Source organism: Caballeronia calidae (assembly GCF_900044055.2).
GTDB lineage: Bacteria > Pseudomonadota > Gammaproteobacteria > Burkholderiales > Burkholderiaceae > Caballeronia > Caballeronia calidae.
The window spans coordinates 210,794-230,713 of sequence record NZ_FCOX02000005.1 but is presented as its reverse complement, the minus strand read 5'-3'; the positions used below and the strand labels follow the sequence as shown (position 1 = coordinate 230,713).

19 protein-coding genes are annotated in these 19,920 nt (G+C 63.9%); 1 reads left to right on the top strand and 18 read right to left on the bottom strand.

What is annotated here, in order from left to right; translation table 11 throughout:
• Positions 1 to 608: 608 nt before the first annotated feature.
• The 4 genes from AWB78_RS07855 to AWB78_RS07840 all read right to left on the bottom strand — a co-directional run bounded on the left by AWB78_RS07855 (position 609) and on the right by AWB78_RS07840 (position 6,171).
• Positions 609 to 2,096: an NCS1 family nucleobase:cation symporter-1 gene (locus AWB78_RS07855; RefSeq protein ID WP_062603880.1), complete on the bottom strand. Its 1,488-nt coding sequence runs from the start codon at positions 2,094 to 2,096 to the stop codon at positions 609 to 611.
• A gap of 66 nt (positions 2,097 to 2,162) precedes the next feature.
• The gene (preA, locus tag AWB78_RS07850) at positions 2,163 to 3,449 is read right to left on the bottom strand and encodes an NAD-dependent dihydropyrimidine dehydrogenase subunit PreA (protein WP_062603878.1); all 1,287 of its coding nucleotides are present in this window, start codon (positions 3,447 to 3,449) and stop codon (positions 2,163 to 2,165) included.
• A gap of 19 nt (positions 3,450 to 3,468) precedes the next feature.
• Complete coding sequence (locus AWB78_RS07845) at positions 3,469 to 4,803, bottom strand: NAD(P)-dependent oxidoreductase (RefSeq protein WP_062603876.1); 1,335 nt, start codon at positions 4,801 to 4,803, stop codon at positions 3,469 to 3,471.
• An 87-nt stretch (positions 4,804 to 4,890) separates the two neighbouring features.
• On the bottom strand, positions 4,891 to 6,171 hold the full coding sequence (locus AWB78_RS07840; protein WP_062603874.1) for a Zn-dependent hydrolase: 1,281 nt from the start codon (positions 6,169 to 6,171) through the stop codon (positions 4,891 to 4,893).
• 376 nt (positions 6,172 to 6,547) lie between these two features.
• Here AWB78_RS07840 and AWB78_RS07835 point away from each other — a divergent pair, with 376 nt between their 5' ends.
• Complete coding sequence (locus AWB78_RS07835; RefSeq protein WP_062603870.1) at positions 6,548 to 7,255, top strand: TetR/AcrR family transcriptional regulator; 708 nt, start codon at positions 6,548 to 6,550, stop codon at positions 7,253 to 7,255.
• A gap of 190 nt (positions 7,256 to 7,445) precedes the next feature.
• Here the strand turns inward: AWB78_RS07835 and AWB78_RS07830 are convergent, their stop codons facing one another.
• The 14 genes from AWB78_RS07830 to gsiB all read right to left on the bottom strand — a co-directional run bounded on the left by AWB78_RS07830 (position 7,446) and on the right by gsiB (position 19,915).
• The gene (locus AWB78_RS07830; RefSeq protein WP_062604029.1) at positions 7,446 to 7,769 is read right to left on the bottom strand and encodes a DUF4148 domain-containing protein; all 324 of its coding nucleotides are present in this window, start codon (positions 7,767 to 7,769) and stop codon (positions 7,446 to 7,448) included.
• 333 nt (positions 7,770 to 8,102) lie between these two features.
• Entirely contained in the window at positions 8,103 to 8,906 is an 804-nt protein-coding gene (gene hutG, locus AWB78_RS07825) for an N-formylglutamate deformylase (protein WP_062603869.1), read from the bottom strand.
• A gap of 9 nt (positions 8,907 to 8,915) precedes the next feature.
• Positions 8,916 to 10,307 (bottom strand): formimidoylglutamate deiminase, encoded by a 1,392-nt coding sequence (locus tag AWB78_RS07820; protein WP_062603867.1) that lies wholly within the window; start codon positions 10,305 to 10,307, stop codon positions 8,916 to 8,918.
• A 56-nt stretch (positions 10,308 to 10,363) separates the two neighbouring features.
• Positions 10,364 to 10,942 (bottom strand): HutD/Ves family protein, encoded by a 579-nt coding sequence (locus AWB78_RS07815; protein ID WP_062604024.1) that lies wholly within the window; start codon positions 10,940 to 10,942, stop codon positions 10,364 to 10,366.
• Complete coding sequence (gene hutC, locus AWB78_RS07810; RefSeq protein ID WP_062603865.1) at positions 10,939 to 11,634, bottom strand: histidine utilization transcriptional repressor HutC; 696 nt, start codon at positions 11,632 to 11,634, stop codon at positions 10,939 to 10,941. The genes AWB78_RS07815 and hutC overlap by 4 nt, the downstream gene beginning before the upstream one ends.
• Positions 11,631 to 13,160, bottom strand: a complete 1,530-nt coding sequence (gene hutH, locus AWB78_RS07805; RefSeq protein WP_062603863.1) for a histidine ammonia-lyase — start codon at positions 13,158 to 13,160, stop codon at positions 11,631 to 11,633. Before hutH ends, hutC begins: the two co-directional genes overlap by 4 nt.
• Positions 13,161 to 13,288: 128 nt before the next feature.
• Positions 13,289 to 13,765, bottom strand: coding sequence for a GNAT family N-acetyltransferase (locus AWB78_RS07800; protein ID WP_062603861.1), 477 nt, complete (start codon positions 13,763 to 13,765; stop codon positions 13,289 to 13,291).
• A gap of 154 nt (positions 13,766 to 13,919) precedes the next feature.
• On the bottom strand, positions 13,920 to 14,297 hold the full coding sequence (gene crcB, locus AWB78_RS07795; RefSeq protein ID WP_062603859.1) for a fluoride efflux transporter CrcB: 378 nt from the start codon (positions 14,295 to 14,297) through the stop codon (positions 13,920 to 13,922).
• Positions 14,298 to 14,330: 33 nt separating this feature from the next.
• On the bottom strand, positions 14,331 to 14,549 hold the full coding sequence (locus tag AWB78_RS07790; RefSeq protein ID WP_062603857.1) for a hypothetical protein: 219 nt from the start codon (positions 14,547 to 14,549) through the stop codon (positions 14,331 to 14,333).
• 89 nt (positions 14,550 to 14,638) lie between these two features.
• Positions 14,639 to 15,463, bottom strand: coding sequence for a M55 family metallopeptidase (locus AWB78_RS07785; protein ID WP_062603855.1), 825 nt, complete (start codon positions 15,461 to 15,463; stop codon positions 14,639 to 14,641).
• Entirely contained in the window at positions 15,460 to 16,485 is a 1,026-nt protein-coding gene (locus AWB78_RS07780; RefSeq protein WP_062603853.1) for a P1 family peptidase, read from the bottom strand. The genes AWB78_RS07785 and AWB78_RS07780 overlap by 4 nt, the downstream gene beginning before the upstream one ends.
• The gene (gsiD, locus tag AWB78_RS07775; protein ID WP_062603852.1) at positions 16,482 to 17,387 is read right to left on the bottom strand and encodes a glutathione ABC transporter permease GsiD; all 906 of its coding nucleotides are present in this window, start codon (positions 17,385 to 17,387) and stop codon (positions 16,482 to 16,484) included. Before gsiD ends, AWB78_RS07780 begins: the two co-directional genes overlap by 4 nt.
• 7 nt (positions 17,388 to 17,394) lie before the next feature.
• Positions 17,395 to 18,315, bottom strand: coding sequence for a glutathione ABC transporter permease GsiC (gene gsiC / locus AWB78_RS07770; protein ID WP_062603850.1), 921 nt, complete (start codon positions 18,313 to 18,315; stop codon positions 17,395 to 17,397).
• A 49-nt stretch (positions 18,316 to 18,364) separates the two neighbouring features.
• The gene (gene gsiB / locus AWB78_RS07765) at positions 18,365 to 19,915 is read right to left on the bottom strand and encodes a glutathione ABC transporter substrate-binding protein GsiB (protein WP_062603849.1); all 1,551 of its coding nucleotides are present in this window, start codon (positions 19,913 to 19,915) and stop codon (positions 18,365 to 18,367) included.
• Between the last annotated feature and the right edge of the window lie 5 nt (positions 19,916 to 19,920).

Below are 19,920 nucleotides of genomic sequence, written 5' to 3'. Positions count from 1 at the left end.
GGCGGCAGTCACTTTCTTTGCTGCTGCAAAGAAAGTAACCAAAGAAACAGCTTTCCCCATCCAAAGTACTTCATGCCGGCCCCGGCACAGAAGCACTCTCGTGGTCCGGCAGTAGCGAGTGCCCTCACAAAACTCCCCGGGCTTGGATCGCGCACGGTCTGTCACATCGCACCACTCAACTGACTGGTAAGGCGCCAAATAGCTCCGGCCCGCTTCGCGGCCGACCGGTCCATCGGGAATGCGCGCGCTTCTTTGCTAACGCTTCTATCTCACTACATCTGCTTTCCGTTGGTTTCCCTCGCATCCCCAGCGGCAGCGCGTAGCGCTGTGCCGGAGCTATTTGGTGCTGAACCAGCGCCCTTAAACAACTAGCTTGTCAGACCGTGCGCGATCCAAGCCCGGTTAGACCTATGAGGGCACTCGCTACTGCCGGACCACTTGCTATCTTCTGTGCCGCGGCCGGCCTGAAGTGCTTAGGCTGGGGATAGCTGTTTCTTTGGTTACTTTCTTTGCAGCAGCAAAGAAAGTGACTGCCGCCCCGCACAGGGGCAACGCTAATAGACCGACGCGAAAACAGGATTCCACGAAAGCAAAAGCGAAAGCAAAATTCAAGCACTCAAAACCCCCGCCCGAGGGCTCCCCCGCAACTTCATCCAAGACCCATAAACGACAGCGGCGAGCACGAGCCCCACGAACCACGCATACGTATAGAGCGTATTGAAGAAAGCAGGCACGCCAGGAAACGACGACGGAAACGCCGTATGCAGAAATCCAGGCAGATTAGGCAACACGCCGACGAGCAGCGCCACGACCGCTGCAACATTCCAGCCACCGCTATACGAATACTCACCGTCTTCGGCAAAAAGCTCACGATGATCGAGCCGCGTGCCGCGGATGAAGAAGTAATCCACCATCATGATGCCCGCGACAGGCCCGAGCAACGCCGAATAACCGACGAGCCACGTAAAGATATACCCCTGCGTGGTCGCGAGAATCTTCCACGGCATCATGACGATGGCGATGGTCGCCGTAATCATCCCGCCCGCGCGATAGGAGATGCCCTTCGGCCAGAGGCTCGAAAAGTCGTACGCCGGCCCCACGAGGTTGGCCGCGAGATTGCAGCACATCGTATCGAGCGTAAGAATCAAAAGCGCGATGCCCACGCCGATGCCCGTCATGCGGCTCGTCAGATCGATCGGGTCCCAGATCGCCTTGCCGTAAATCACGACCGTCGCCGACGTGACGACGACCGAGATCACGGAGAGCAACGCCATCGGCACCGGCAGGCCGATCGATTGCCCGATCATCTGATCGCGCTGCGAGCGGGCAAAGCGTGTGAAGTCGGGAATGTTGAGCGCGAGCGTCGCCCAGAAGCCGACCATCGCGGTAAGGCCCGGCCAGAACGTCGCCCAGAAAAGCCCCTCCTTCTTGCCGCCCGCGACGAATTGCGACGGCGCCGAAAGCATCGAGCCGATGCCACCCGCCTTCGTCGTCGCCCACCACACGAGCGCGACGCACATCACGACCTTGATCGGCGCGGACCAGCTTTCGAGCCAGCGGATCGAATCGGTGCCGTGCCAGATGAAGTAAAGCTGCAGCGCCCAGAAGACGAGAAAACACGCGAGCTGCCCGAGCGAAATGTCGAGCAGCGGCAACGCCGCGCCATGCAATGCATTGCCCGTGAGGATGTTCAAAAGCGTATAGATCGCGCTCCCGCCCAGCCACGTCTGAATGCCGTACCAGCCGCACGCGACGATCGCGCGCAGCAGCGCGGGCAGCTTCGCGCCCTGCGTGCCGAACGACGAGCGCACGAGCACCGCGTACGGAATGCCATGCTTCGCGCCCGCATGACCGATCAGCAGCATCGGCACGAGCACGATCACGTTGCCGAGCAGAACCGTCATCACCGCCTGCCACGGCGACATGCCCTGATCGGTGAGGCCCGCGGCCAGCATGTATGAAGCGATGTTCATCACCATGCCGACCCACAACGCCGCGAAGTGATACCACTTCCAGGTGCGCTGCGCAGGGCCGGTCGGCGCCAGGTCCTCGTTGTAAAGGCTGCTCGTCTCGACGTTATGCGCTGTCTGATTCATCGGATGCACTCCGGTTGAGTGTGCGGTTGATCATGGGATTCAACGACGACGAGCGCTAAGTTATGTTTATGCCGCTTTCGCGGGTACTTCCGCATCGACACGCGCGGGGTTGTTCGGATGCGTGGTCCAGTTCGCGTATTCGCCCGCATCGACGCGTTCCATCGTGATGCACTGCTCGACCGGGCACACATGCATGCACAGATTGCAGCCGACGCATTCCGAATCCACCACTTCGAAATGCCGCTTGCCGTCCTTCTCCTTCAGGATCGCCTGATGCGACGTGTCCTCGCACGCGATATGACACAGACCGCACTTGATGCACTTGTCCTGATCGATGCGCGCCTTGATGTCGTACTTCAGATTGAGGTACTTCCAGTCGGTGACGTTCGGCACCGCGCGGCCGCGAATGTCGTCGAGCGTGGCGTAGCCTTTTTCGTCCATCCAGTTCGAGAGGCCATCGGCGAGATCGGACACGATGCGAAAACCGTAGTGCATCGCCGCCGTGCACACCTGCACGCTGCCCGCGCCGAGCACCATGAACTCGGCGGCATCGCGCCACGATGAAATGCCGCCGATGCCCGAGATCGGCAGGTTCGGCGTCTCGGGATCGCGCGCGATTTCGGCCACCATGTTCAGCGCGATCGGTTTCACGGCGGGACCGCAATAGCCGCCGTGCGTGCCCTTGCCGTCGACGGTCGGCATCGGTGCCATCTGGTCGAGATCGACGGCGACGATCGAGTTGATCGTGTTGATCAGCGACACACCGTCCGCGCCGCCCTTGAAAGCGGCGCGCGAGCCCATGCGGATATCGCTGATGTTGGGCGTGAGCTTCACGAGGCACGGCAGCTTCGTGCCTTCCTTCACCCAGCGCGTGACCATCTCCACATATTCGGGCACCTGTCCCACCGCCGAGCCCATGCCGCGCTCGCTCATGCCGTGCGGACAACCGAAGTTCAGTTCGACGGCATCCGCGCCCGTGTCCTCGACCTGCGTGAGAATCCACTTCCAGTCCTTCTCGTTGCACGGGACCATCAACGAGACGATCAGCGCGCGGTCGGGCCAGTCGCGCTTCACCTGCTCGATCTCGCGCAGGTTCACGTCGAGCGGACGATCGGTGATCAGCTCGATGTTGTTCAGCCCCGCGATGCGCTGCCCGTTCCATTGCACCGCTCCGTAACGCGAGCTCACGTTGACCACGTGCGGATCGAGGCCCAGCGTCTTCCACACGACGCCGCCCCAGCCCGCCTCGAATGCGCGGTTGACGTTATAAGCCTTGTCGGTCGGCGGCGCGGACGCGAGCCAGAAAGGATTCGGCGATGTGATGCCGGCGATGTTGCAAGTCAGATCGGCCATGTTCGTTTTCTCCTTATGTTCAGGCGGCTTTGATCGCAGTCAGCGCGAACGACGCGTCGATGGACGCCGCCGCGAGCTTGCCGTCCTGCACGGCCTGCACGGTGAGATCGAGTCCTTCATGGGTCGCGCAATCGCCGCCGGCCCATACTTTCGCGAGCGTCGTCTGACGGTTCTCGTCAGTGACGATGCGACCGCCGTCGAGCGTCAGCAATTCGCGGTCGATGCCGACGGGCACGAGCGTCTGACCGATCGCCTTCAGCACCATGTCCGCTTCGATCACGAAGCGCTCCGTCTCACGCTCGAATTCGACGCCGGTCACGACACCGTTATCGCCGATCAGGCGCACGGGTTTGGCATACGTGACGATCGTCACGCCGTTCGTCTGCGCGAACTCGCGTTCGGCCCACGTCGCGCTCATGTTTTCGATGCCGCGCCGGTACGCCAACGTCACGTTCGTCGCGCCGAGCTTGGCGGCCTGCACGCAGGCATCGACAGCCGTGTTGCCGCCGCCGATCACGACGACGCGCCGCCCGACCGGCACGCTCGCGAGATCATCGGCCTGACGCACCTGCTCGATGAAATCGACCGCGTTCATCACGCCATCGAGCGATTCGCCTTCGAGCGCCAGGTCACGCACGCCCGCGAGACCGAAGCCGATGAATACCGCGTCGTACTGCTTGCGCAGTTCGTCGAGCGTGAAGTCGCGGCCGAGCGCCTGGCCCGTTCTGAGCTCGATGCCGCCGATCGAGTACAGCCATTCGACCTCGCGCTGCGCATAGTCCTCGACCGTCTTGTACGCGGCGATGCCGTATTCGTTGAGGCCGCCGGGCTTCGCGCGCGCATCGAAGATCACCGCGCGATGTCCGGCCAATGCGAGCCGATAGGCACAGGCAAGCCCTGCCGGTCCCGCACCGACGATCGCAACGCGCCTGCCGGTTTCCGGCGCGCGCTTGAATAGAGGATCACCCTTCGCCATCGCGAAGTCGGTCGCGTGACGCTGCAACGCGCCGATCTTCACCGGCTCGTCGCCCTGATGGTTGCGCACGCAACTACCTTCGCAAAGAATCTCGGTCGGGCACACGCGCGCGCACATGCCGCCGAGCGGATTGGCCGAAAGAATATCGACGGCCGCGCCCTTCAGGTTGCCATTGCCGATCTTGCGGATGAAGCCGGGAATGTCGATCTTCGTCGGACAAGCCTGTACGCACGGCGCGTCGTAGCAGTAGTGACAACGGCTCGCGGCAGCGGCTGCGGCGGTCGCATCTAGCAGCGGCGCGATATCCGAGAATTCGCACGCGAGCTGTTCTTGCGTAAGGCGATGGCTCGCGATGTCGCCTGTCGTTTTGATGGTCATACGCATTCCTTCGGGACGTGATGGTTCCGTCGTCCGCGTGTGGGGCACGCGGACGCTGCGTTTGAAGCGAAAGGAAAAGTGCCAGCCTTACGAAGCGGGTTCCGACGCGCGCTCCAACATCGCGTGCAACAGCACATTCGCGCCCGCCTCGATCCACTCCTGCGTCGCGTCTTCGATTTCGTTATGGCTGATGCCGTCGACGCAAGGCACGAACACCATCGATGTCGGCGCGACCTGCGCGAGATAGCAGGCATCGTGGCCCGCGCCCGACACCATGTCGCGATGCGAATAACCGAAGCGTTGCGCCGCCGCGCGCACGGACGCGACGCACGCGGCATCGAACTTGACGGGTTCGTAATAGAAGATCTGTTCGAGCTCGGTCTGCAAGCCGATCTCGCCCGCGATGCGCTCGACGCCCGCGCGCAACGCGGCGTCCATGCGCGCGAGCACGGCATCGTCGGGATGACGGAAATCGACGGTGAAGAACACGCGGCCGGGAATCACGTTGCGCGAGTTCGGATGCACCTGCATCATGCCGACCGTCGCGCAGGCGAGCGGCGCATTGTCGAGGCCGATGCGATTCACGAGATCCACCACGCGCGATGCGCCGAGCAAGGCATCCTTGCGGCGCGGCATCGGTGTCGGGCCGGCGTGCGCTTCCTGGCCCGTCAACGTGATCTCGTACCAGCGCTGACCTTGCGCATCGGTCACGACGCCGATCGTCTTATCTTCCGCTTCGAGAATCGGACCTTGCTCGATGTGCAGTTCGAACGCCGCATGCAGCTTGCGCCCGCCGCACGGCAGATCGCCCGCATAGCCGATGCGCTTCAGCTCCTCGCCGATCGTCTTGCCGTCGACGTCCTTGCGCGAGAGGCCGTAATCGAGCGAGAACACGCCCGCGAACACGCCCGATGCAACCATCGCCGGCGCGAAGCGCGAGCCTTCCTCGTTGGTCCAGATAACGACTTCGATCGGATGCTCCGTCTCGATGCCGCGATCGTTCAGCGAGCGGATCACTTCGAGGCCGCCGAGCACGCCGTAGATGCCGTCGAAGCGCCCGCCCGTCGGCTGGGAATCCGCATGCGAACCGGTCATCACCGGCAGCGCGTCGAGATTGCGGCCCGCGCGGCGCATGAACACGTTGCCCATCTGATCGACGCTCACCGTGCAGCCCGCTTCCTTCGCCCAGCTGACGATGAGATCGCGCCCTTCCTTGTCGAGATCGGTCAGCGCGAGACGGCAGACGCCGCCCTTTTGCGTCGCGCCGATTTTCGCCATCGTCATCAGGCTGTCCCACAGGCGTTGGCCGTTCACCTTGATGGACGTATCGAGACCAGCCGCCCTGATTGCATCCGTTACCACGTTCATGCGCCTCGCTCCTTACGATCGGATTTCGTATGTGAGTGACTTCGCTTCGTGCATGCCGGGCGCTTGCGGTGCGATGCTGCAGGCGCGCGGTGCACGATGTCTGTTCTGCGATGCATGATGCAAACGACGCGCTTCTTCGCTACTTCGAGCGCTCTTCAAATCCTGTCCGACTGGACAGGTTGTAGCCGATTAAAATAAGCAAATCAACGTCTTTCGTGCGCGGGCAAACACGGAGCGTACAAAGCGATTAGCGTGCCATTGCGATGCAGCATCGGCGGGCATTGGTTTCGATGGCGTTTTCGTCGCGATGCAGCGCCACATGCAGTCACGGCGCGATTGAGGCACGATGCGGCACACATGACAGAAGAATTCGACGATGAGACACGACGACGCGGCGAAGGGCATCACCGAAAGCGAGAACACTGCGCCGCCTTTGCGAAGGCGCAAGGCGCAGATCCGCGAGAGCAACGAAGCGCAACTGCTCGCGTGCGCCGAAGAAGTGTTCGCGGAAAAAGGACTGGAAGGCGCGAGCACGGCGATGATCGCCGAGCGCGCGGGTTTGCCGAAAGCCAACCTGCACTACTACTTTCCGACGAAGCTCGCGCTCTATCGCCGCGTGCTTGAGGATCTGTTCGAGGATTGGCATCGCGCGGCGGATACCTTCGAATGCAGCGACGATCCAGTTGAAGCCATCGGCGGCTACGTGCGCGCGAAGATGGAGTTGTCGAGACGGAGGCCGCTCGGATCGAAGGTGTGGGCGAGCGAGATCATCCACGGCGCGCATCACATGCAGGACATTCTCAACGAGCGTGTAAAACCGTGGCTCGATACGCGCGTGACCGTGATCGAAAGCTGGATCGCGCGCGGCCTGCTCGCGCCCGTCGAGCCGGACACGTTCATGTTCATGATCTGGGCGATCACGCAGCACTATGCGGATTTCGATGCGCAGATCCGCGCGCTGAAGGGCAAGCGCGCGCTCACGCGCAAGGCCTTCGATGAGCAGACGGAGGAAGTCGTGCGTCTCGTGATTCGCGCGTGCGGGGCGGTTTCGCCGCGCGTCGAAGAGAAACCGCTGGCGCAATAAAAACGCCGGCCGCTTTGATAGCGGCCGGCGTTCGTCTTGCTGCTTTACTACGTGCTTCTAAACTGCGACTACTTTTCTCGCAAATACTGCTTACTGCTTTACTGCTCTTTCTGACGCTTGCTGCAACTTCAACCGCTACTGCTCACTACTTCTACTGCCCTGCGTCACGAAGCTCCGAATCGAGCTTCGATCAACGACCGAAGTACACCGAGTTGCGATCCGACATCGACACATTGGCACGCGGCGCCGGAGCAGCCACACCCGATTGCGAAGTGCCGGCCGTCGAAGGACCGTAAGCCGACACGCCGTTCTCGGCGTTCACACGCGCCTGGGCGGCCTGAATGTTTTGCGGATAGTTCACGCGATCGGTCGACGGGTTGTAGCCGGCCTTTTCCAGTTGAACCAGTTCCGCGCGGACTTGAGCACGGGTCACCGGAGCGTTGTCCTGCGCGAATGCGAAAGTCGGAGCGGCCAGAGCGGTGGCGATGACGAGTGCGGGAACGAATGCCTTGATCATGATGAACCTCCAATAGTCTTGTTTTGAAATCGAAACTCAATCGGAAGCTTTTTAAGTGGTTTCTGATTTCGTTTCGCTTGAAGACAGTGTAGGAGCACGACGCCCTAGGGGAAACCCCGATTTTCACGAAACATAATTGTCTGGTTCGCAATAATGCGTTTCGTGGGCCGAAGCGCGGAGCCGCTTCGTCAAAGCTGCGTCATATCATCTAAAGCATTGTTTTTATTTGACTAATTTTGACGACGCCCGGCGCGCAGGACATCCGTAATCGATTGCAGGGCGAGGCGTCTTTACAGGATCGCCAGCCAATCGCCATATCCGCGCCAGCTTCTACGCAGTAGTCACATACGCGAGCGCGGCCGCCACCAGGTCGCGCAGCAGCGGTTGAACCGCGTTCGCCCTCGCCTCGTCGTAAGTAAACGGCGCCGATTCTTCCATGTAACTGACCTGCGTCAACTCGAGTTGAATCGCGTGAATGCCTGTCTCGGGCCGCCCGTATTGCCGCGTGATGTAGCCGCCTTTGAAGCGTCCGTTGGCCACCGTCGAATAGCGGCCGTCGCGCTCGACGATCCGTGCGAGATGCTCGGCAAGCCCCGGCGCCGCCGATGCTCCGTCCGCCGTGCCGAAGTTGAAATCGGCCAGACGTCCTTCGAAAAAGCGCGGCACGACCGAGCGGATCGAATGCGCTTCCCACAGCAACACGCGGCCATGCGCCTGCCGCAGCGCGTCGAGTTCGCCGGCGAGCGCATCGTGATACGGCTGCCAGTACATCGCGCGCCGCGCGTCGATCTGCTCGCGCGACGGCTCGTGGCCCGGCTTGTAGAGCGGCGCCTTGTCGAAGGTATCGAGCGGACAGAGTCCTGTCGTGTCGCGGCCCGGATAGAGATTCGCATCGTCGGGCGGACGGTTCAGGTCGATGACATAGCGCGCGTACTGCGGCGTCAGGATCGATGCGCCCAGTTCGCGCGCGAACGCATACAGCCGCTCCAGATGCCAGTCGCAATCCTCGGTGCGTTTTGCGACGGGCGTCATCTCGTCGGCGAGCGCGCAGGGAATCTGCGTGCCCCGGTGCGGTATCGAGATCAGGAGCGGCGCGCTGCCGCGCTCCAGCGTGAAAATCGAAGACTCGTTCATTTGATGACCTCAGCCCAGCAAGCCGCGCAAGGCGGCGCGATAACGCGTGAGCGCTTCGTCTTCCTGCGCGTGACGGCGAGCATCGACGACCTTGCGGCCGGACACGAAGACATCGCGGATCGGCGACTCGCCGTGTTCGCAAAACACCGCGCTCGACAGCCACGTCTCGCGTGCATGGCCGCCGATGCCCGGATGCGCGTCGTCGAGCACGAGCCAGTCGGCGCGCAAGCCCGGCGCGAGCGCGCCGACGGGCCGTCCGGTCGCGTGCGCGCCGCCGTCGAGCGCGGCGTCGAAAAGACGGTCGGCGGGACGGCTCTGCGTCGCCGATGCGAGCACGTTGCGCTGCCGCCGGCACAGGCGCTGGCCGTATTCGAGCAGGCGCAATTCCGAGCGCCAGTCCACGCCGACGTGACTATCCGAGCCGATACCGATGCGCCCGCCCGCATCGAGATAATCGTGCGACGGAAACACGCCGTCGCCGAGATTCGCCTCGGTCGTGAGGCACAGCCCCGCGACCGCGCCGCTCGACGCGAGGCGCGCGCATTCGTTCGCGTCGATGTGCGTCGCGTGCACGAGGCACCAGCGCTCGTCGACGTTGAACCGTTCGAGCAGCCATTCGACCGGCCGATGCCCCGTCGCCGCGACGCACGCCTCCACTTCGGCGACCTGCTCCGCCACGTGGATGTGCACCGGCGCGTGGCCGAAATGCGCGTCGAGCCCTTCGAGCACGGCCGCGAGCGATTCGCCCGACACCGCCCGCAGCGAATGCGGCGCGACGCCGTAACGACGCGCCCCGTTCTCGGGCCGCGCGCGGGCGAGCGTGTCGATGAGCGCGAGCAGCGTGTCGGGTGTGTTCAGGAAGCGGCGCTGATCTTCGCGCGGCGCGCCCTTGTTGAAGCCGCTGTATTCGTACAGCACCGGCAACATCGTGATGCCGATGCCCGCGCGCTCGGCCGCATCGACGACGCGCTCGGCGAGTTCCGCGCGGTTCGCGTAGGGCGCGCCATCGGGCGCGTGATGCACATAATGAAACTCGCACACGGACGTGTAGCCCGCCTTCAACATCTCGACATAGAGCCAGTGCGCGATATCCGCCAGCGATTCCGGTCCGATCCGCGCGGCGAAGCGATACATGAGATCGCGCCAGCTCCAGAACGTATCGGCGACGCTCGCGCGATATTCGGTGAGACCGGCCATCGCGCGCTGGAACGCGTGCGAATGCAGGTTCGGCATGCCGGGCACGACCGGCCCCTTCGCCCGTTCGACGCCGGCGGGCGCCGCGCTGTCCGGCGTGACGCGCACGAGCGTGCCGTCATCGTTCCATTCGATCAGCACGTCCTGCCGCCAGCCGTCGGCGAGGCGCGCGTGGTCCGCGAAGAATGCCCGATTCGCAGCGTTCATGTGTGTGTCTCCGTTTTTATGTCGATGCGCGGCTACTCGCGAGCCGTCCGCCGTCTTTACAACCTGTCGATACCGATCCGCAGCCACGACGTATCATCCGCCGCGTCGCATTCCAGCGCGGCTGCGCAATCGAGGCGCAGCGTGTCGCCTGTTTCGAGCGTATGGCGCGTGCCATCGGCGGCTTTGATGTCGATGCTTCCGCGCGCGCAGAAGATGAACGTCAGATCGTGTTCGGGCGTGATCGTGCCTGAACCGCGCCAGACGCTCACCGCCGCGCGAGCACGATCGCGGTGCACCATCACGTTGAAATCGCGCGTCGGGCCGTCGTTGAGCGTCGCGTGGATCGGCGTCTCGCCGGCGAAGCGCGCGATGGCGAGCGGTGCGTCGAGCGCATGCACGCGGCCATCCGCTTCCGTCAGACGCATGCCGGCGCCATCGAGCAGAACGAGCACGCGATCGACGCCCGCGAAGGTGGAGAACGCGCCATCCGAAGCGACATCCGCGAGCGACAGACGCCACGCGAACGCATCGAGCGACGCATCCGGCGGCTCCGCGGCAATCTCGCGCGTGACGCCGCCGCCGTTCTTCCACGGCCTGGGTATGAGGGAATCGGCGCGAATGATCGTCACGTTCAGAAATGCCCGGTGAATTGATAGCGGTCGCCCGGATGCCAGAGATTCGCGACCGACGCCACCGCATCCCGCGACCACGTGCGCCGATGCAGCAGCAGACACGGCTCGTGCTCCTTCATCGCGAGGGCGTGGCGAATTTCCGCCGATGGCACCGACGCCTCGATCCGGTACTCGACGCGCTGCAGCGGCGCGGCGGTCATCAGATACTGATTGGGCGTGATCGTCGTGAAATCCTGCCGCGCGTATTCCGGCGCGACCGCGGGATTCACGTAGCGCTCTTCCATCTGCACCGGCTCGTCGTTCTCGAAGTGCAGCACGCGCGAATGAAACACCGGGCTGCCGACCGTGAGATGCATCTCGGCGGCGAGCGCTTCATCGACGATCGACGCGCCCAGATGCAGCACATCCGCGCGATACGCATGACCGCGCGCGACGATTTCATCGGAAATGCTGCGAATCTCGACGAGCGTCGACGCGTATTTCGGCTGCGCGACGAAAGTGCCCGCGCCCTGCACGCGCGTGAGCACCTGTTCGGAGGTCAGTTCGCGCAGCGCGCGGTTCACGGTCATGCGCGCGACCTTGAACTCGCGCGCGAGCTCGTTCTCGGAGGGCACCTGATCGCCCTCCTTCCACTCGCCGATGTGAATGCGCTGGAGAATGTAGTCCTTGATCTCCTGATACGCAGGCGTGCTCATACAGGCTCTTCCGACGCGAACGAGAACGGGCTGTGCCGCGCGATCGCGCCTTCCTGCACGAGCGTCGCGATCGCGGCGATGTCCGGCGCGAAATAGTGATCGAGGTCGTAATGCGGCACGTGCGCGCGCAGCGTCTTCGTGACTTCGGCGAGCGGCGCGCTCGTCTGATGCGGCGCGCGCAGATCGACGCCCTGCGCCGCCGCGAGCAGCTCGATCGCGAGAATATTGGCCGTGTTGCTGGCGATGTCGCCGAGCTTGCGTGCGGCGAACGTCGCCATCGAAACGTGGTCTTCCTGATTTGCCGATGTCGGCAGCGAATCGACCGATGCCGGATGCGCGAGCGTCTTGTTCTCCGATGCGAGCGCGGCCGCCGTCACATGCGCGATCATGAAGCCCGAGTTGACGCCGCCGTCGCGCACCAGGAAAGGCGGCAGGCCGGAGAGCGTCGCGTCGATCAGGAGCGCGATGCGGCGTTCCGCGAGCGCGCCGATTTCCGCGGCGGCGAGCGCGAGGTTGTCGGCGGCGAACGCGACCGGCTCCGCGTGGAAGTTGCCGCCCGACAGCACTTCGCCGGTGTCGGGGAAGATCAGCGGATTGTCGGAGACGGCGTTCGATTCGATCAGCAGCACGTCGGCCGCGTGGCGCATCTGGTCGAGGCACGCGCCCATCACCTGCGGCTGGCAGCGCAGGCTGTACGGGTCCTGCACCTTCTCGCAGTCCGCGTGCGACAGGTTGATGCCCGAGCCCTTCAGCAGCGTGCGATACGCCGCGGCCGCCTCCATCTGCCCGCGATGTCCGCGCAGCTCATGGATGCGCGCATCGAACGGGACGACCGAGCCCGCGGCGGCATCGACGGACAGCGCGCCCGCGACGAGCCCGGTGCGGAACAGATCCTCGATCGCGAAAAGGTTGTACAGCGCGAGCGCCGCCGACGCCTGCGTGCCGTTGAGCAGCGCGAGGCCTTCCTTCGCCTGCAGCGTGAGCGGCTTCAGCCCCGCGACCGCGAGGCCGTCGAGCGCACTGGCGCGCTCGCCGCGAATCGTGACTTCGCCGATGCCGAGCAGCACCGTCGACATATGCGCGAGCGGCGCGAGATCGCCCGATGCGCCGACCGAGCCCTTCACCGGGATGATCGGCAGGACATCGGCGTTGAAAAGCGTGATGAGCGCGTCGATGACTTCGCGGCGGATGCCCGAATGACCGCGCCCGAGGCTCGACAGCTTGAGCGCCATCAGGAGCCGCACGACCGGACGCGACATCGGCTCGCCGACGCCCACCGCGTGCGACAGCACGAGATTCTTCTGCAGCAGTTCCAGCTGATCGGCCGGGATGTGCGTATTGGCGAGCCGCCCGAAGCCCGTGTTGATGCCGTAGGCCGGGTCGCCCTTCGCGGCGATCGCGGCGACGGCGCGCGCGCTGGCGTCGATCGCGTCGAAGCTGGCCGGATCGAGTTCCAGCGAATCGGAGCCTCGCGCGATGCGGCGCAGTTGCGGGAGAGTCAGTTTTCCGGGCGTGAGCTTGATCATGATTCGTCCTGTCTATACAAGTTAGACTCAAGTCTAAACGCGTAGACAGCACGAAACAAGGGGATATCCGGGATATCACTAGGATCTCCCGGCTGATACGGTGTATCTTGTCTATACAGATTTAACGGTTACAACAGCACTTTCTCCATCACGAACTGGACGAAGCGCTGCTCCCGCACGATCACGGCGCGCGCCAGCAGCATCGTGAAGCCGCAATACTCGAAGAAAGGCCGCCCGGTGACGCTGGAGTAAGTGTGCAGCGTGGTGATGCCGGCCTCGTCGGCTTCGGCTTCGATGCGCGCGAGCAGCGACGTCGCCACGCTTTTGCGCTGATGCCGCGGATCGACGAACATCATGTCGATGAGGCCGTTCTTCTCCATATCCGCGAAGCCCGCGAGTTCGCCGTCGACGAGCCCGACCCACGTCGGGCGGTTCGCACGCGCGAGCTCCCATTCATCGCGATCGGCTTGAGCCCAGGCTTCGATCTGCGCTGCGTTGTAATCGGCCGAGGCTGTTTCGCGAATGGCGCGTTGGAACAAATCGATCACACCGTCGAGATCGCTCGGTTTGTATGGTCTGACTTCGATGAGCGGAAGCCCTGGCATTTCATCACCTTCGTTGCTGTCAAATAGAAAAAACCGCTGCCGAGGCAGCGAGGGGCGAGCGTGGAACACGCGGAAAAATTGTTCGGAAATGATCTGGAAGCGGAGGCACGCAAACGTTCAAATCGCGGGGAACCGGATGCCGGGACGCGACCGGTCAGGAGGCCGCCGCCACGGTCGCGATGCCGAGCGCGGTCATCAGCAGCGACGCGCTAACGTGGATCGCGATTTCGGCGAGCGCCCAGCCGAGCCGCCCTTGCTGCAGATGCGCGACGACTTCGGCCGAGAACGTGGAAAACGTGGAAAGCCCGCCCATCAGCCCGGTGATGATGAAGAGCCGCCATTCGACCGAGAGATCCGGATAGCGCGCGAAGAAGGCCACCGCCACGCCGATGATATAGCCCGCGATCACGTTCGCCGCAAACGTGCCGAGCGGCAGATTCGGAAAAATGGCGTTCAGGCGCAAGCCGAGAACCCATCTGAGCAGCGAGCCCAGCCCGCCGCCGAGTCCCACGGCGATGATCGACAGATACATGAGTTGTGCGAAATCGGTTGGAAATTAACTACGTTATGCCTCGCGGGCGAGCCGGTCGATCAGCGCGCCGCGGCTCGCCTCGACGATCCAGCCCTGCTTGTGCCGGACGTGCGCCGCCCAGGTGCCGTCGCGCCGTTCTTCCCAGCAGCCGGCGTCATGGCCGTCGATGAACAGCGAGCCGCGAATGACCAGTTGCGGATCAGCGGGGTCGAGCACCTCGTCGTCATTGTGTTCGAGTTTCACCGTGTGCATGAGCGTCGTCTGTCAAAAGACGTCAAGACCAGAGCCGGTCTCGCGAGTGGCTCCATTCTAACGATACTCACAGCGCCCGGTTCAAACGCTCACCGTATCATGAAGGACATTGCCGAAAGGCAATTGAGTACTCGCACGATATGTTCGACCGACGGTGCATCGAAAGCGAGCGTCACGGCATCGATGCGTTCGAGCGTCGGCCATTGGCAGAAGAGATCGGCGAATGCGGTCGTTTGCACGCGCAGCTCGCAACGATGACCGGCGACGGGCGCACGATGCGCGCGGTCCGACGATGCCGCCGCCTCGATCGTTTCACGCGCGGCGAGCCGGATGGCCTCGCATGCCGCGGCGGGGGTTTCGGTGACACCGCTCGAATAGCCGTGCGCGGTCTTCACGCACAGAAAGCGCGCGCCGGGAAACGCGGGCAGCGTCTCGGCGCCGAATACGTCGTCGCCGGTCAGCAGCGCGACGCGCGCCCCACGCTCCTCGGCGAGCCTGCCGTAAAGACCGGCCTCGCCGACTTCCTCGCCGTCGAGCATGACGCGCGCGAATGCGGCACTGTTGATCGTATGCGCGAGAATGCCGCGGCTTTGCGCGCGCGCGTGATAGCCGATCATCAAGACCGCTTCCGGCGAGGCTTCCAGCCCCGCCATCATGCCGAGCGTGCGCGGCTTGCCGAGCACGACGCGCGCGCGCTGATCGAGCAGATCGGGCATGAGATTGCGAAAGCCGCCGTGCGAATCGTTGATCCAGACCTGCGACGCGCCGCCTTCGAAGGCGCCTCGCGCGGCAGCGTCGGCTTCGCGCGTCATCCAGCGGCGCGCCTGCTCGTATTCGGCATTGCCGGCGCGCGTCTGCTCCGGATGAAACACGCCCGCGATGCCTTCGATATCCACTGAGATCAGCACTTTCATGGTCGTTGCTTCAATGCGTCGTTGAGCGAGAGTCGCCGATGACCGTCGCGTCCGGCGACCGTTTCGGCGTTGAAGAGCGCATCGAGGATCGCCTGTTCGACGCTGTCGGCGGCGGCCTGAAAGAGCGGATCGAGCCGCGCGTCGCTGACGAGCGGCGGCAGCGCGATGAAGTCCGCATCGTGCGCCACGGTGTAGGCGGTGGTGAAGGCCAGCGCGATATCGCCGCTGCCGTGGCCATAGACCGAGCCGGTGCGCGCAAGGCCGGCGGCGGCGCGCGCCGCGAGACGGCGCAATTGCCGCGCGTCGAGCGGCGCGTCGGTTGCGAGCAGCATGATGATGGAGCCTTGCTCGGGCTTCTGACATGCGTCCCTTGCGGCGTGCAGCGTGCGACCTACCGCATCGCCCGCGATCGTCAGTTGCGCCAGGCGACCGAAATTGGCCAGCACGAGCGCGCCCGTCGTATGGACATGCCCGCCGATGCGCGCGATGCGCGACGCCGACCCGATGCCGCCCTTCAACTCGAAGCACGACATGCCGCGCCCCGCGCCCACCGCGCCGCGCCCGAAGTCCTCGCGGCATGCATCGAGCGCGCTCGCGTAATGCGCTTCATCGACGGCGAGCCCCTGCATGTCGTTGAGATAGCCGTCGTTGCATTCGAACACGAGCGGATTCACGCTCGGATCTTCACGACCGATGCGCGGGTTCGCCGCGATGGCCGCGCGAATCTGCGCATTCGCCACCGTGCCGACGCCGAACGTGTTGGTCAGCGCGATCGGCGTTTCGAGCACGCCGAGCTCTTCCACCTGCACGAGCCCGATGCTCTTGCCGAAGCCGTTGATCACGCATGCCGCGGCCGGCACCTTGCTGCGATACACGTCGCCGCCATGCGGACGAACCACGGTGACGCCCGTCTGCACCGCGCCCTGAGCGAGCGTGCAATGCCCGACCGTGACGCCGGCGACATCGGCGATCGTGCCGCGCGCGCCCGCTTCGAGCAAACCGATGTGCGGCGCCCGCATCATGGCCGGTCGAGCTTCGGATCGAGCGCGTCGCGCAGGCCGTCGCCGAGCAGATTGAACGCGAGCACCGTGAAGAAGATCGCCAGGCTCGGGAAGATCGCGACGTGCGGCGCCATCGCCATGTCGGCGCGCGCTTCGTTGAGCATCGCGCCCCACTCGGGCGTCGGCGGCTGCGCGCCGAGGCCGAGGAACGAGAGGCTCGCGGCCGTGATGATCGACGTGCCGATACGCATCGTGAAGTACACGACCACCGACGAAATCGTGCCGGGCAGGATGTGCCGCGCGAGGATCGTCCAGTCCGACGCGCCGATGCTGCGCGCCGCCTCGATATACGTGAGATGCTTCAGCGCGAGCGTATTGCCGCGCACGAGCCGCGCAAACGCGGGAATGCTGAAGATCGCGACCGCGCACACCACGTTCACCATGCCGTTGCCGAGAATCGCGACGACGCCGATCGCGAGCAGAATGCCGGGAAACGCGAACAGCACGTCCGCGATGCGCATCACGATGCGGTCCCACCAGCCTTCGTAATAACCCGCGAGCAGACCGAAGAACGTGCCGATGACCGCGCCGAGCACGACCGAGAGCAAACCGGCCGTCAACGAAATGCGGCTGCCCACGAGTATGCGGCTCAGTATGTCGCGGCCCAGCGAATCCACGCCGAACCAGTGCGCGGCGGACGGACCCGCGTTGAGCGCGTCGTAATCGAAATAATTCTCCGGATCGTAAGGCGCGATATACGGCGCGATGATCGCGATCACGACCAGCAGCAACACGAAAACAGCCGCGATCATCGCGACGTGCTGCTGCTTGAACTTGCGCCAGAACTCCGTCCACGGCGTGCGGACTTCGTGCCCTGCTGCTGCGGCAGCGGCGCCCCTGGCCTTGTCGGCGGTCACGCTCATGCGGTCCTCACTTGAAACGGATGGTCGGATTGATGATCGCGTAGAGCACGTCCACGATCAGATTGATCACGATGAACTCGAGCGAGAACAACAGCACTTCGGCCTGAATCACCGGATAGTCGCGCATCTCGACCGCATCGACGAGCAGGCGCCCGAGGCCCGGCCAGTTGAACACCTTCTCGACGACGATCGAGCCGCCGAGCAGAAAGCCGAACTGCAGGCCCATCATCGTGACGACGGGAATCATCGCGTTGCGCAGGCAGTGCTTCACGATGACCATCGGCTCATGCACGCCCTTCGCGCGCGCGGTGCGCACGAAGTCCTCGCCGAGCACTTCGACGAAGGACGCGCGCGTGAAGCGCGCCATCACCGCCGCGACCGCCGCGCCCAGCGTGATCGATGGCAGCACGTAGGCCTTCCATGTGCCGTCATCGACGATAGGCAGCCAGCCGAGCTTCACCGAGAAGATCTCCATCAGCAGCATGCCGAGCGCGAAGGCCGGAAACGAAATGCCCGACACGGCGAGCGTCATGCCCAATCGATCCGGCCAGCGGTTGCGCCACACCGCCGACACGATGCCGATCGCCATGCCGAAAATCACCGCCCACACCATGCTCGCGAGCGTGAGCCACAACGTGGGCATGAAGCGCTCGGCGATTTCCGTCGACACCGGCCGCTTGCTGCGTGTCGACATGCCGAAGTCGAAATGCACGACCTTGCCGAAGAAGTTGACGAGCTGCTGCGGCAGCGGCTTGTCGAGGCCGAGATCGGCGCGCACGAGCGCGACCGTCGCTTCGTCGGCTTCCGCGCCCGCGGCGAGACGCGCGGGATCGCCCGGCAGCATGTGCACGAAGAAGAACACGAGCACCGCGACGATGAGAAGCGTCGGCAAAAGGCCCAGCAGGCGTTTGGCGATGAAGTTGAGCATCGTGTGAAACTCGTTTGAAGCCGGGCCGCGCGGGCCCGGCAGACGTCCATCACTTGACCGCGATCTCGTCGAAGCTGAACGAGCCGTCAGGCATCACGTACGCGCCCGAAAGACGCTTGCTGCGCGCGTACACGACCTTTTCCGTGACGAGGAAGATCCACGGCGCATCGGCCCAGATGCGTTTTTGCGCATCCGTATAGAGCTTCGCCTTCTCGTTGCGATCCGTCGTGGCGAGCGCCTTCTGCAGATCCTCGTCGACCTGATCGTTCTTGTAGTACGCGGTGTTGAAGAGCTTCGGCGGGAACGAACCGCCGCTCAAGAGCGGCGAGATCGCCCAGTCCGCCTCGCCCGTCGACGACGACCAGCCGATATAGAGCATGCGAACCGGCGCCGTCTTCGGATCGGGCGCGCTCTCGATGCGCTGCACGCGCTGCCCCGCCTCGAGCGCCTCGACGGAAGCCTTCACGCCCACTTGCGAAAGCTGCTGCTGCACGAACTGGATGATCTTCTGCGCGGTCGTGTGGTTATAGCCCGACCACAGCACGGTTTCGAAGCCGTTCGGATAGCCCGCTTCCTTGAGCAGCTCGCGCGCCTTCGCGGGATCGTATTTCCACGGCCCGAGCTTCGGCGTCGCATAGTCGACGCCCGGCGGCACGACGCCTTCGGACGGCACCGCATAACCCGCGAATGCGACCTTCACGAGCGCTTCCTTGTTGATCGCGTAGTTCATCGCCTCGCGCACCTTCGGATTGTCGAAGGGCTTCTGCAGCGTATTCATGCTCACGTAACGCTGGATGATCGACGGCGCCGCGATCAGATCGACCTTCGGGCTCGCCTTGAGCGTCGCGGCCTGCTCGAACGGAATCGAGAACGCGAAGTCCGCTTCGCCCGTCTGCATGAGCGCGGCGCGCGTGTTGTTATCGACTACGGGCTTCCAGTCGATCATGTCGACCTTCGGCAAGCCCTTCTGCCAGTAGCCCGCGAACTTCTTCACCTTCATGTCGTCGGTCTGCTTCCATTCGACGAATTCGAACGGACCCGTGCCGACCGGATGGAACGCGATTTCCTTGCCGTACTTCTTCAGCGCGGTCGGCGAGATCATCACCGCCGACGGATGCGCGAGCACGTTGATGAACGCCGAGAACGGAATCTTCAGCGTGATCTTCACCGTATACGGATCGATGACTTCGGTCTTCTCGATCTTGTTGAAGAGGTTGTAGCGCTTCAGCTTGTTGTCCGGATTCGTTACGCGATCGAACACGGCCTTCACGGCCTCCGCGTTGAAATCGGTGCCGTCCTGGAACTTCACGTCCTTGCGCAGATGGATCGTGTAGACCTTCGCATCCGGGCTCGCCTCGTAGCTCGTCGCGAGCACGTTGCGGATCTTCATGTCCTTGTCGAAGCCGAACAGGCCCTCGTAGAACGACTTCGCGACCGCCTGCGAGAGCGTGTCGTTGGCGTCGTAGGGATCCATCGTCGTGAAGGTCGAGGCGACCGCCATCACGACGGTGCTTTGCGCATGAGCGGCAACCGGTGCGAGCGAGGTCAGCGCGGCGAATGCGCTTGCGGCGAGAATCGAGCGCAGTTTGAAGGACGGCATCGTTG

Excerpts from the sequence above, each read along its gene's own strand:
- AWB78_RS07855 (WP_062603880.1), bottom strand. The coding sequence starts at position 2,096 with ATGAATCAGACAGCGCATAACGTCGAGACGAGCAGCCTTTACAACGAG.
- preA (WP_062603878.1), bottom strand. The coding sequence starts at position 3,449 with ATGGCCGATCTGACTTGCAACATCGCCGGCATCACATCGCCGAATCCT.
- AWB78_RS07845 (WP_062603876.1), bottom strand. The coding sequence starts at position 4,803 with ATGACCATCAAAACGACAGGCGACATCGCGAGCCATCGCCTTACGCAA.
- AWB78_RS07840 (WP_062603874.1), bottom strand. The coding sequence starts at position 6,171 with ATGAACGTGGTAACGGATGCAATCAGGGCGGCTGGTCTCGATACGTCC.
- AWB78_RS07835 (WP_062603870.1), top strand. The coding sequence starts at position 6,548 with ATGAGACACGACGACGCGGCGAAGGGCATCACCGAAAGCGAGAACACT.
- hutG (WP_062603869.1), bottom strand. The coding sequence starts at position 8,906 with ATGAACGAGTCTTCGATTTTCACGCTGGAGCGCGGCAGCGCGCCGCTC.
- AWB78_RS07820 (WP_062603867.1), bottom strand. The coding sequence starts at position 10,307 with ATGAACGCTGCGAATCGGGCATTCTTCGCGGACCACGCGCGCCTCGCC.
- hutC (WP_062603865.1), bottom strand. The coding sequence starts at position 11,634 with ATGAGCACGCCTGCGTATCAGGAGATCAAGGACTACATTCTCCAGCGC.
- hutH (WP_062603863.1), bottom strand. The coding sequence starts at position 13,160 with ATGATCAAGCTCACGCCCGGAAAACTGACTCTCCCGCAACTGCGCCGC.
- AWB78_RS07800 (WP_062603861.1), bottom strand. The coding sequence starts at position 13,765 with ATGCCAGGGCTTCCGCTCATCGAAGTCAGACCATACAAACCGAGCGAT.
- crcB (WP_062603859.1), bottom strand. The coding sequence starts at position 14,297 with ATGTATCTGTCGATCATCGCCGTGGGACTCGGCGGCGGGCTGGGCTCG.
- AWB78_RS07790 (WP_062603857.1), bottom strand. The coding sequence starts at position 14,549 with ATGCACACGGTGAAACTCGAACACAATGACGACGAGGTGCTCGACCCC.
- AWB78_RS07785 (WP_062603855.1), bottom strand. The coding sequence starts at position 15,463 with ATGAAAGTGCTGATCTCAGTGGATATCGAAGGCATCGCGGGCGTGTTT.
- AWB78_RS07780 (WP_062603853.1), bottom strand. The coding sequence starts at position 16,485 with ATGATGCGGGCGCCGCACATCGGTTTGCTCGAAGCGGGCGCGCGCGGC.
- gsiD (WP_062603852.1), bottom strand. The coding sequence starts at position 17,387 with ATGAGCGTGACCGCCGACAAGGCCAGGGGCGCCGCTGCCGCAGCAGCA.
- gsiC (WP_062603850.1), bottom strand. The coding sequence starts at position 18,315 with ATGCTCAACTTCATCGCCAAACGCCTGCTGGGCCTTTTGCCGACGCTT.
- gsiB (WP_062603849.1), bottom strand. The coding sequence starts at position 19,915 with ATGCCGTCCTTCAAACTGCGCTCGATTCTCGCCGCAAGCGCATTCGCC.